Annotated in this window: 7 protein-coding genes; 5 read left to right on the top strand and 2 right to left on the bottom strand. The window is 33.5% G+C overall.

What is annotated here, in order from left to right; genetic code table 11:
* The first annotated feature begins 215 nt into the window (after window positions 1–215).
* The 3 genes from rpoC to ACM55G_RS11335 all read left to right on the top strand — a co-directional run bounded on the left by rpoC (window position 216) and on the right by ACM55G_RS11335 (window position 5,547).
* Window positions 216–4,529: a DNA-directed RNA polymerase subunit beta' gene (rpoC, locus tag ACM55G_RS11325; protein WP_416844037.1), complete on the top strand. Its 4,314-nt coding sequence runs from the start codon at window positions 216–218 to the stop codon at window positions 4,527–4,529.
* A gap of 54 nt (window positions 4,530–4,583) precedes the next feature.
* Complete coding sequence (locus ACM55G_RS11330; RefSeq protein ID WP_416844038.1) at window positions 4,584–4,895, top strand: DUF3467 domain-containing protein; 312 nt, start codon at window positions 4,584–4,586, stop codon at window positions 4,893–4,895.
* A gap of 292 nt (window positions 4,896–5,187) precedes the next feature.
* Complete coding sequence (locus ACM55G_RS11335; RefSeq protein ID WP_416844039.1) at window positions 5,188–5,547, top strand: hypothetical protein; 360 nt, start codon at window positions 5,188–5,190, stop codon at window positions 5,545–5,547.
* 130 nt (window positions 5,548–5,677) lie between these two features.
* Here ACM55G_RS11335 and ACM55G_RS11340 read toward each other — a convergent pair whose 3' ends face one another.
* Window positions 5,678–7,267 carry a peptide chain release factor 3 gene (locus ACM55G_RS11340; protein ID WP_416844186.1) on the bottom strand — a complete coding sequence of 530 codons (1,590 nt, stop codon included), beginning with the start codon at window positions 7,265–7,267 and terminating at the stop codon, window positions 5,678–5,680.
* A gap of 191 nt (window positions 7,268–7,458) precedes the next feature.
* Window positions 7,459–8,901 carry an alpha-amylase gene (locus tag ACM55G_RS11345; protein ID WP_416844040.1) on the bottom strand — a complete coding sequence of 481 codons (1,443 nt, stop codon included), beginning with the start codon at window positions 8,899–8,901 and terminating at the stop codon, window positions 7,459–7,461.
* Window positions 8,902–9,637: 736 nt separating this feature from the next.
* On the opposite strand from ACM55G_RS11345, the gene ACM55G_RS11350 reads away from it, so the two are divergent.
* A complete protein-coding gene (locus tag ACM55G_RS11350) occupies window positions 9,638–11,065 on the top strand; it encodes a peptidylprolyl isomerase (protein ID WP_416844041.1) in 1,428 nt (475 codons plus the stop codon).
* A gap of 78 nt (window positions 11,066–11,143) precedes the next feature.
* The gene (locus ACM55G_RS11355; RefSeq protein WP_416844042.1) at window positions 11,144–12,097 is read left to right on the top strand and encodes an AAA family ATPase; all 954 of its coding nucleotides are present in this window, start codon (window positions 11,144–11,146) and stop codon (window positions 12,095–12,097) included.
* The last annotated feature ends 187 nt before the right edge of the window (window positions 12,098–12,284 follow it).

Genomic DNA, 12,284 nt, shown 5'->3' on the forward strand with positions numbered 1-12,284 from the left:
TGTAACGTCTCTACTTTGGCATTTATATAAGTTTTTAGGATTTATACCCGTAACCCGTTCCGATTTTTTATTTAGACCTAATAGGTTTTATAAATAGCACTTCAAAAATTGTATTTGAAGTTTAGAGAAGTAATTCGAGGTAATAGTTTAATGATTAAAGAAAATCATAAATCTACAATCAATTTTTAATTGCAAATAAATCAATAGTAAAAACTATGATGAATAATAGAAATAATAACAATAAAGATAAAAACCCTGTAAAAAGGTTTAATAAAATCTCAATCGGTCTCGCTTCTCCTGAATCGATCTTGAAAGAATCAAGAGGTGAAGTATTAAAGCCGGAAACGATCAACTACAGAACGCACAAACCGGAGCGTGACGGACTTTTCTGCGAAAGAATTTTCGGACCAGTAAAAGATTTTGAATGTGCTTGTGGTAAGTATAAAAGAATACGTTACAAAGGGATCATCTGTGACCGTTGTGGTGTAGAAGTAACTGAGAAAAAAGTACGTAGAGACAGAGTAGGTCACATCAATCTTGTTGTGCCAATTGCTCATATCTGGTATTTCCGTTCTCTTCCAAACAAAATTGGTTATATCCTTGGTCTTCCATCTAAGAAATTAGATATGATTATTTACTACGAAAGATATGTAGTAATCCAAGCAGGTATTGCTAAAAATGCTGAAGGTGAATCTTTGCAAAGACTAGACTTTTTGACAGAAGAAGAATATTTAAATATTTTAGATACGCTTCCTGCAGACAATCAGTATCTTGATGATTTTGATCCAAATAAATTTGTTGCCAAAATGGGAGCAGAGTGTATTATGGATTTATTAGCAAGAATTGATCTTGATGCCTTGTCTTATCAATTGAGACATAATGCTAACAATGAAACGTCTAAACAACGTAAAACTGAAGCGTTAAAAAGATTACAAGTTGTTGAATCTTTCCGTGAGTCTAACTTGAACCGTGAGAATCGTCCGGAATGGATGATTATGAAAGTGGTACCAGTTATTCCACCAGAATTACGTCCACTTGTGCCACTAGATGGAGGTCGTTTTGCAACTTCAGATTTAAATGATTTATACCGTCGTGTAATTATACGTAACAACCGTTTGAAAAGATTAATGGAGATTAAAGCTCCAGAAGTTATCTTAAGAAACGAAAAACGTATGTTGCAGGAATCTGTAGATTCACTTTTCGATAATACGCGTAAAGCTTCTGCAGTAAAAACAGAATCAAACAGACCATTAAAATCATTATCTGATTCCCTTAAAGGTAAACAAGGACGTTTCCGTCAAAATTTACTTGGAAAACGTGTGGATTATTCTGCTCGTTCGGTAATTGTTGTTGGACCTGAATTGAAATTATCTGAATGTGGTATCCCTAAAGATATGGCAGCAGAATTATACAAACCTTTCGTTATCCGTAAATTGATAGAAAGAGGAATTGTAAAAACTGTAAAATCAGCTAAGAAAATAATAGATAAGAAAGAGCCTGTAGTTTGGGATATCCTTGAAAATGTAATCAAAGGTCACCCAATATTACTGAATCGTGCTCCTACTTTACATAGATTAGGTATTCAAGCATTCCAACCAAAATTAATTGAAGGAAAAGCAATCCAATTGCATCCTTTAGTTTGTACTGCATTTAATGCGGATTTTGATGGGGATCAAATGGCAGTTCACTTGCCATTAGGACCAGAAGCTATTTTGGAAGCACAACTATTAATGTTAGGTTCTCACAATATTCTGAATCCTGCAAATGGTGCTCCAATCACGGTACCTTCTCAGGATATGGTTTTGGGTCTATATTATATGACCAAAGAACGTTTATCTACTCCTGAGCTTAAAATTTTAGGAGAAGGAATCACTTTTTATTCTGCTGAAGAAGTAAATATTGCTTTGAATGAAGGTAGATTAGAATTGAATGCTCGTGTGAAAATTAGAGCAAAACATTTTAATGAAGCTGGTGATTTGGTGTTCCAAATCATACAAACTACTGCAGGTCGTGTATTATTTAATGAAGTAGTACCGGAAGCAGCTGGATATATCAATGATGTATTGACTAAGAAAAACCTTAGAGATATTATCGGACACGTTTTAAGCGCTACCGATGTACCTACAACTGCTGCCTTCTTGGATAACATGAAAGATATGGGTTACAAATTTGCCTTTAAAGGTGGTTTGTCATTCTCTCTTGGGGATATTAGAATTCCAGATCAAAAACCTAAATTAATTGCAGACGCCAGAGAACAAGTTCAAGGTATTTCTGTAAATTATAATATGGGTCTTATCACTAATAACGAACGTTACAACCAAGTTATTGATGTTTGGACTTCAGCGAATGCGCAACTTACAGAGTTAGCAATGAAAAACATTAGAGAAGACCAACAAGGTTTCAACTCGGTGTATATGATGCTTGATTCTGGAGCAAGGGGTTCTAAAGAACAAATTCGTCAGTTAACCGGTATGCGTGGTTTGATGGCTAAGCCAAAAAAATCTACTGCTGGTGGTGGTGAAATTATTGAAAATCCAATTCTTTCTAACTTTAAAGAAGGGCTGTCTATCCTTGAGTACTTTATTTCTACTCACGGTGCGCGTAAAGGTCTTGCGGATACGGCATTGAAAACTGCCGATGCAGGATATTTAACAAGAAGACTGCATGATGTATCTCAAGATGTTATTGTTAACATCGATGATTGTGGTACACTTAGAGGTGTTGAAGTATCAGCATTGAAAAAGAATGAGGAAATAGTTGAAACTTTAGGAGAAAGAATTTTAGGACGTGTTGCATTGCAAGACGTAATTAATCCTTTAACTAGTGATGTTTTAATTAAATCTGGTGAGCAAATTACGGAGGTTATTATGAAAGCAATTGAAGCTTCTCCTATCGAGAAAGTGGAAGTGCGTTCGCCATTAGTTTGTGAAGCTTTAAAAGGTATTTGTGCTAAATGTTACGGTAGAAATTTAGCTACTGGTAAAATGACACAAAGAGGAGAAGCAGTTGGTGTAATTGCTGCTCAATCTATTGGAGAGCCGGGTACACAGTTAACATTACGTACATTCCACGTTGGTGGAGTTGCAGGTGGTATTTCTGAAGAGTCTAGTATTGTTACCAAATTTAACGGTAAACTAGAAATTGAAGATTTAAAAACTGTTAAAGGAGAAGATAGTGAAGGTAATGCAGTTGATATTGTAGTATCTCGTTCATCTGAATTGAAATTAATCGATGAAAGAACGGGTATCTTATTAAGTACAAATAACATTCCTTACGGTTCTAGTATCTTCGTTAAAGACGGTCAATCGGTTGTTAAAGGGGATGTGATTTGTAAATGGGATCCATATAATGGAGTTATCGTTTCTGAGTTTACTGGTAAAATTGCTTACGAAGATTTAGAGCAAGGTCAATCTTTCATGGTTGAAATTGATGAGCAAACTGGTTTCCAAGAAAAAGTAATTTCTGAATCTAGAGCTAAAAAATTAATTCCAACTTTATTGGTTTACGGTAAAGACAATGAATTAATTCGTTCTTATAACTTACCGGTTGGAGCCCACTTGATGGTTGAAAACGGTGAAAAAATTAAGGCAGGTAAAGTATTGGTAAAAATCCCACGTCGTTCTTCTAAATCAGGAGATATTACAGGAGGTTTACCCAGAATTACAGAGTTGTTAGAAGCTCGTAACCCTTCAAACCCAGCTGTTGTTTCTGAAATCGATGGTGTTGTTTCTTTTGGAAAAATCAAAAGAGGAAACCGTGAGATTGTTATCGAATCTAAATTTGGTGATATTAGAAAATACTTGGTTAAATTATCAAGCCAAATTCTAGTTCAAGAAAATGACTTCGTAAGAGCAGGGGTGCCTTTATCTGATGGTGCAATTACTCCGGACGATATTTTAAGAATCCAAGGGCCAGCAGCTGTTCAACAGTATTTGGTAAATGAAATTCAAGAAGTATACCGTTTACAAGGGGTGAAAATCAATGACAAACACTTTGAAGTAGTAATACGTCAAATGATGCGTAAAGTAAGAGTACAAGATCCAGGTGATACTTTATTCTTAGAAGATCAATTGATTCATACTAAAGATTTTATCGTTCAAAATGATAAATTATATGGTATGAAAGTAGTTGAAGATGCTGGAGATTCTAGCGCTTTAAAAGAAGGACAAATTATTACACCTCGTGAATTGCGTGATGAAAACTCTCTTTTGAAACGTACAGATAAAAATCTTGTTGTAGCTCGTGATGTTATTACTGCAACAGCAACACCAGTTTTACAAGGTATTACAAGAGCGTCGCTTCAAACGAAATCGTTTATCTCTGCTGCATCTTTCCAAGAAACAACTAAAGTATTGAATGAAGCTGCTGTTGCAGGTAAAATCGATTACTTAGAAGGATTGAAGGAAAATGTAATTGTAGGACATAGAATCCCTGCCGGAACGGGTATGAGAGAATATGATCATACAATTGTAGGTTCAAAAGAGGATTACAATGATATGATGGCTAATAAAGAGGAATACATTTATTAATTCTCACCTTAACCCTCTCCGTAGGAGAGGGTAATGGAAAAAAATATAATATTTATGAGCAATTCAAATCAACAACAAGAGCAAATCAACATTGAATTGGATGAAAAAACAGCTGAAGGGATTTATTCCAATTTAGCAATAATCAATCATTCCTCTTCAGAATTTGTTTTAGATTTTGTAAGTATCATGCCTGGTATTCCTAAAGCTAAGGTAAAATCAAGAATTGTCTTGACACCGCAACATGCCAAAAGATTGTTGAAAGCAATTGGAGAAAATATTCACCGTTTTGAAGCCGCCCATGGCGAAATAAAAGACACAGAACAACCTCCTATTCCACTTAATTTTGGTCCAGCAGGACAAGCATAGTAACAGAAAAGGCTCCAGAAATGGAGCCTTTTTTTGTTTATTTTTTAATGAAGGGCTTTTTTTTAAAAATAATGATCTTAATTTGTTTCATTTTATCCTTATTAAAGATGGCCAGCGGAAAGATAGATTAAGTTGCCGATAATTTAAATTAAGCAGTGTTTATATTCAAATTTTGTCGCTTAGACGGGTATAATGGTGATTCATCGAAAATATTTTTTATTAGAATGTTAATGGTATAATTTCGTATCAGAATAAGAAAAGCATCTTATTTAATTTAATAAAAAACATACAAATGAATCATTTTTCAAAACATAATGGAAATAAAAAAATTAACAACATTTTTATGTTGTTGGTAATTATTTTATTATCTAATGTTTCTGTTTTTGGTCAATCTACTGATAATAATTTAGCTGCTAATGCGATTGAAGTTGTTAGTGTTGCAAAACAAGATAATGTTTCGACAAGTACGGCTTCTAATAATATGAATTTTGTGCTTTGGTTCATGGGTTCTAAACAAGATCCAAATAATACTATTTCTACTGAAGGTATAAATACAAAAAAACAAGTTATTACTTCTGGAACAGCTCCAAACCGTTTGTTAATCAAAGCTTTTTTGAAAAAAGCAGTAGCTTTAGAAAGTATGATTGCTTAAATTTGAATTAATTTTTAATTGATATAAAAAAAACGCTAATTTTTAAATTAGCGTTTTTTTTATGCAATTATTTTATTAAGACAGAATTGATACAAACTGATTTTTAAAATTATTTTTTCCATCTGTAATATTACTCGAATTCTGAAGTGAAATATAATTTAACGTTTGGGTATTTATTTTGCGTCATTTGAATAGTAAAGTCAGAATCAGCTAGAAATACCAGTTGCCCGTATTTATCATGTGCCAAGAATTTCTGTTTGATTCTTCTAAATTCTTTAAATTCATCGCTTTTAACATCATTTGGCTTCACCCAGCAAGCTTTGTGAACTGGGAAATTTTCATAGGTACATTTAGCGCCATATTCATGTTCCAAACGGTATTGAATAACTTCATATTGAAGTGCACCTACAGTTCCGATGATTTTTCGGTTGTTCATTTCCAGAGTGAATAACTGTGCAACACCTTCATCCATTAACTGATCAACACCTTTATCGAGCTGTTTGGCCTTCATGGGGTCAGCATTATTGATGTATCTGAAATGCTCCGGAGAGAAGCTAGGAATTCCTTTGAAACTCATGATTTCGCCTTCGGTCAAAGTATCTCCAATTTTGAAATTTCCGGTATCGTGCAAGCCAACAATATCACCAGGGTAGGAGATGTCTACTATTTCTTTCTTCTCGGCAAAGAAAGCATTTGGACTAGAAAATTTTAAATTCTTTTTTTGACGTACGTGATAATAAGGTTTGTTTCTTTCAAAAGTTCCAGAAACAACTTTAATAAAGGCGAGACGGTCTCTGTGTTTTGGATCCATATTAGCATGGATTTTAAAAACAAATCCAGTCATTTTTTCTTCTTTTGGATCGACTAATCGAGTTTCTGAATCTTTTGGCCTTGGTGATGGAGCAATTTGTACAAAACAGTCTAATAATTCTCGTACTCCAAAATTATTTAAGGCAGAGCCAAAAAATACAGGTTGTAATTTTCCGTCTAAATAGTCCTGACGATCAAATTTAGGATATACTTCGTCTATTAATTCTAGTTCTTCACGTAATAGATCTGCTGGTTTTTGTCCAATAATTTTCTCTAATTCTGAATTTTTAACGTCAGAGAAAGCAATTGTTTCTTCGATATTCTTTCGGCTATCACCACTAAACAAGTTAATATTTTGTTCCCACAAATTATAAATTCCTTGAAAGTCATAACCCATTCCTATTGGAAAACTTAGCGGAGTAACCGTTAAGCCCAATTTTTGCTCCACTTCATCCATTAAGTCAAAAGCATCTTTTCCCTCTCTGTCTAATTTATTGATGAATACAATGATAGGGATTTTACGTAATCTACAAACAGCCACTAATTTTTCTGTTTGCTCCTCAACACCTTTGGCAACATCAATTACAACAATAACGCTGTCAACAGCGGTTAAGGTTCTAAAAGTGTCCTCTGCAAAATCCTTATGTCCTGGAGTATCGAGAATGTTTATCTTTTTGTCTTTATAATTAAATGCCAAAACCGAAGTAGAAACCGAAATTCCTCTCTGCCGTTCAATTTCCATAAAGTCACTCGTTGCGCCTTTTTTGATTTTGTTGTTTTTTACAGCACCCGCTTCTTGAATAGCACCACCAAAAAGGAGGAGTTTTTCAGTAAGTGTTGTTTTTCCGGCATCAGGATGTGAGATAATCCCGAAAGTTCTTCTACGTTGTATTTCTTCTAAAAAGCCCATATTTATATAAATAGTTTGCAAAAGTACTATTTATAAATGCCAATTAAAAAAATAGTATACTCTTAATTGATTATATGAATTTTGAAGATGACATTTTTTAATTTTTAAAAATTAATTATAGAATTTGTTAAGATAGAATGAGCTGTAAAAAAAAAGACTGGCTTTTCAGACAGTCTTTAGGATATTTATATTTACATATTGATGGACCAAACGGAATACCCATTTGGAGGGCACTGAATTTTAACCCATGTGTCTCCTTGAGTTGTAGGGATCCAAGTAGAATTACCGGTAAAATCTTTGATCTGAGCATTAGTCCAATTGGTAGGAACCCATCTTTCTTGCCAAGTTGAAGAGTTGTTTATGTAAACCACTAACCCAGGATTTCCATTATAGCCATTTCTTCGAGCGATATATTCGTCAGTATCTGTATATAAAACAGAAGTAGTTCCCGTTCCTTTATTGTTGTGGATCCAAATAAGATTGTCCATTTTAGTTTTATTCAGCCATTCTTCATAATCTCTGTAGAAGATAGTAGGATATCCTTCGTGAGTTAAAATATAAGCGTACGCTAACTCTTTTTTAGAAATTTCATCAGTGTCATGATTGGAAACGAAAGTAACCGCCTTGTACGGGTTTCTTTTCCACATCATGTCATCATTCAAAAGATTTAGATTATTTCCGTCAAATGCATCGTTCATTTTATAATAACAGGCAAAATCAAAAACAGAACTATTGGCATTGTTAGCCCAATCGTTAAGGATGTTTACGTTAGAATCCCATAGTTCACCAACGGAGAAGCCACCAACGTTTGCATTCCAGTCTTTGACAACCCAAGGAGCAAAACCTTTCACGTAATCAAATCTCCAGCCATCAAACTTCATGGTGTTTTTATAATATTTCCCTACACCATCTGCTCTTTTCCAAAGCCAGTCTTGAACATTTGGTACCACATGGGCTAAGTCAGGAAAGCCGCCAAAAGAACCTTCATCGTTGTTTCCGTATGAATTTTTATAAAAATCAGCACTAGTTCTAGGAAATTTCCCCGAAGCTACACCAGTAAAGTTAGTGTAGGTTTGCGTTCCTGTAAAAGGATTGTTTTCTAATTGCCCGCCGCTATTGTGATTTAATACCATGTCAGCATATACTTGCATGTTTTCGGCATGCACTTTTGTTATCAGGCTTTCTAATTCTGTACGGGAACCAAATCTGGTTTCTACAGTACCATTTTGATTGTAATTTCCAAAATCAAAATAATCGGTAGGGTCGTACCCCATAGAAAATGGCCCATTTTGTGCTTTTGATACTGGAGGCAGCCAGATGGAACCAATACCCGCATTTGACCAAGCAGTTATTTTGGTGTTAACAGTATTCCACCAGTTTCCTCCAGCAGGAACATCCCAATAGAAAGCTTGCATCATAACACCACCGCCAGGATTTGCAACGTACCTTCCGGTTGTTGAATTAGTCGATTTTCCGGTACTGAATGGTTTTCCGTCGTGATGTGTAACGTTGATTACTTTGAATTGTGAAGCTGCAGCAGCTGAATCTGTTTCCAGATCGTTATTCGAATTGCACGAATACAGGCCAACTAATAAGGCTGAAAGTAGATACGCTTTAAAATTTTGTTTTTTCATAAATGAATAAATTAGGTTAAGTAATAGATTTTGGGAAATAATTAAAAAATAGTATGCAATAAGAATTCTAGAAATTTAATTTTTCTTATTGGTTTTTTTAGGTTAGGTATTAAAACTTATTTTATTAAAATCAAAAAAATAAACCTAATAATTAGTGTAAATTTATTTTTATTGATAAAAAATTACTTTTTTAGCTAATCTATGCATTTTCTTACGCCGTGAGCACGAGATTTTTTTTAATTCTTTACGAAAACGTTGTAGTGCTTACAACTTTCTAAATAGAGTGTTAAATATGAGAATTTTAAAGCCTTTTTCTACAGTTATTACTCCATTAGAAAAGAAGGAAACATTAGAAAAAGGAAATGTATTTTGCAAAAAAGCGAGATGTTTGAAAAAGTGGAAATAAAAAGACACTGTTGCGATTCAAGAATGTGCAAGGTGGCTTTTAATTTTTTGTAGTTCTAAAGTTCAGTTTCGGTATGATTTAAAGGCTAAATATAGCAATAAATAAATGCGTTTATAATTTTTTGTTAATAGTACGGAGGAAACTTGTATTATGTAATTGAATTGTTATTTTTGTTCGTTTTAAATTTTAAGAATGGTAAGAAATTGTAATATAAATTCAATTCGCTTCTTGATTCTTAAAGTGTATATTTGTCAAAATTATTCGAGCCTTTATAAATAGGTTTAAATACAATTGAATGAGTATGTTTTACATTAAATACAAATTATAATAATGCCAATAAATAAAATAAAAATGAGATCCATTAATAATAGAATTGCATTTACTTTTTTTGTTTTGCTTTTTTCATGTGTGATTACCAGTGCGCAAGAAATTATTAAAGATAGTGCAGTTGTTACTACTAATAAAATACAATCTAATCAAAAACAAAAAATTGACGGTGTAATTGCTACAGTTGGAGATTACATTATATTAGATTCAGATATTGATAAATCCTATTTGGAAATCTCGAGTCAAGGTGGTTCTATAAAAGATATTACTAGATGTCAAATGTTAGGAAAATTACTGGAAGACAAATTGTATGCACATCAAGCAATACAAGATAGTGTTAAGGTAACGGATTCCGAGGTAAAAGGCATGATGGATGATCGAGTGAACTATATGACGGAACAACTAGGGTCTCTGGATAAAGTAGTGAAGTATTATAAGAAAAATTCGGAAGAAGAGTTTAGAACTTATTTCTTTGATATTCTAAAAGAACAGAAGCTTACTTCAGAGATGCAAAAAAAGATTATTGATGCCGTAGAAATAACACCTGAAGAGGTTCGTAAATTTTTCAAAACAATCCCTGCAGCTGAGCTTCCAGTTTTTGGTGCAGAAATGGAAGTAGCACAAATCGTTATTAAGCCTAAAGTTACCGAGGCTGAAAAACAAAAAGTGATTGACAAACTAAATAGTTTCAAAAAAGAAATTCAGGAAGGGTCTAGTTTTGCAACTAAAGCAGTTCTGTATTCGCAAGATCCAGGTTCAAGATCTAATGGTGGCTATTATAAAATGAATCGTAAAACACCTTTTGTAAAGGAATTTAAAGATGTTGCTTTCGGACTTGCCGAAGGAGAAATATCTGCTCCATTTGAAACTGATTTTGGGTATCACATTATATATGTAGAAAAAATAAAAGGGCAGGAAATAGAATTGCGTCATATTTTATTGACTCCAGCAGTTTCTGAAGAATCAATGAAAGAAGCAAAGGAAAAAATTACTTTAATTAAAAAAAGAATTGAGGATAAGGAAATAACTTTTGCGGAGGCTGCAAGAACGCTATCAGAAGAAAAAGAAACGAGAGCAAACGGTGGAGCATTAATTAATCCAAAGACACAGGATACTCGTTTTGAATTAACAAAAATGGATCCTAGCTTATACGGACAAGTTTCAAATTTAAAAGGAGGAGAGGTTACAGCGCCATTCATGGAAGATGAGCAAGGAAAGAAAAAATTCAAGTTGATTACCGTAACCAATAGAATAAACGAACATACGGCTGATTATGCTAAGGATTACATCAAAATTAAGGACTTAGCACTGAAAGAAAAACAAATCAAAGCTATTGGAAAATGGTTTGATGAGAAAATTAAAGAAACCTACATTAAAATTATCGGTGAATACAGAGATTGTGCTTTTACAAACAACTGGTTGAAAAAATAATTTTTATAAAATAAATAAAAAGAGTTAGCTTTATGAATTCATATCGCTAACTCTTTTTAATTTAAAATACATTCTAAAATGTCTGACGTAGCAGCAATACATACCTTAGTTCAAAAACGAAATGAACTAAAAAACGAAATAGCAAAAATTATTGTAGGTCAGGATGCGGTGGTAGATCAAATTTTGCTTTGTATTTTTTCTGGGGGTCATGCACTTTTAGTTGGAGTTCCAGGACTAGCAAAAACATTGATGGTAAATACTTTGGCGCAAGCCTTAGGACTTGATTTCAAAAGAATCCAATTTACGCCTGATTTAATGCCATCAGATATTTTGGGAAGTGAAATATTAGATGAAACCCGAAAATTCAAATTCATAAAAGGGCCTGTTTTTTCGAATATTATTCTGGCAGACGAAATCAACAGGACACCGCCCAAAACACAAGCTGCTTTATTGGAAGCAATGCAGGAGCGTTCGGTTACTATTGCAGGGGAGAATTATAAATTGGATTTACCTTATTTTGTTTTGGCAACTCAAAATCCTATCGAGCAGGAAGGAACCTATCCTTTGCCTGAAGCACAATTAGACCGATTCATGTTTGCCATAAAATTGGAATATCCTTCTTTTGCTGAAGAAGTACAAGTGGTAAAACGCACAACTTCCGATTTGAATAATACTATAAATCCATTATTTACGGCGCAGGAAATTATTGATTTTCAACAATTAATTCGTAGAATTCCTGTTGCGGATAATGTGATTGAGTATGCAGTAACGCTGGTAAGTAAAACGCGTCCAGATAATCCTTTGTCGAATGAATTTATAAAAAACTATTTAGATTGGGGAGCAGGACCTAGGGCCTCACAAAATTTAATTTTGGCCGCGAAAGCCAATGCCGCTTTCAATGGAAAATTTTCACCGGATATTGAAGATGTACAAGCGGTGGCTACTGGAATTTTGCGTCACAGAATAATCAAAAATTACAAAGCTGATGCCGAAGGAATTACTGAAGAGATGATTATTGATAAATTGATGTAAGGAGTTGACTTTTAGTCAGAGAATAATAATTTTCCTTTTGACTGATACAATATCACATATTTAGTATTATAATTTAGAAAAAAACTAAAAAATAATCATGGTAAAAAGGTTGTTTTGTCTTGTAAAGTAGCAATTGTACAAATAATCTTTCTGATTTTTAGAATTTTTCAATTAAACACATAATATT

Source organism: Flavobacterium algoriphilum (genome assembly GCF_048158655.1).
Lineage (GTDB): Bacteria > Bacteroidota > Bacteroidia > Flavobacteriales > Flavobacteriaceae > Flavobacterium > Flavobacterium algoriphilum.

What these genes read in the sequence shown, in the direction of transcription:
- ACM55G_RS11340 (WP_416844186.1), bottom strand. Translation starts at nt 7,267, where the DNA reads ATGGGCTTTTTAGAAGAAATACAACGTAGAAGAACTTTCGGGATTATC.
- ACM55G_RS11330 (WP_416844038.1), top strand. Translation starts at nt 4,584, where the DNA reads ATGAGCAATTCAAATCAACAACAAGAGCAAATCAACATTGAATTGGAT.
- ACM55G_RS11335 (WP_416844039.1), top strand. Translation starts at nt 5,188, where the DNA reads ATGAATCATTTTTCAAAACATAATGGAAATAAAAAAATTAACAACATT.
- ACM55G_RS11350 (WP_416844041.1), top strand. Translation starts at nt 9,638, where the DNA reads ATGCCAATAAATAAAATAAAAATGAGATCCATTAATAATAGAATTGCA.
- rpoC (WP_416844037.1), top strand. Translation starts at nt 216, where the DNA reads ATGATGAATAATAGAAATAATAACAATAAAGATAAAAACCCTGTAAAA.
- ACM55G_RS11355 (WP_416844042.1), top strand. Translation starts at nt 11,144, where the DNA reads ATGTCTGACGTAGCAGCAATACATACCTTAGTTCAAAAACGAAATGAA.
- ACM55G_RS11345 (WP_416844040.1), bottom strand. Translation starts at nt 8,901, where the DNA reads ATGAAAAAACAAAATTTTAAAGCGTATCTACTTTCAGCCTTATTAGTT.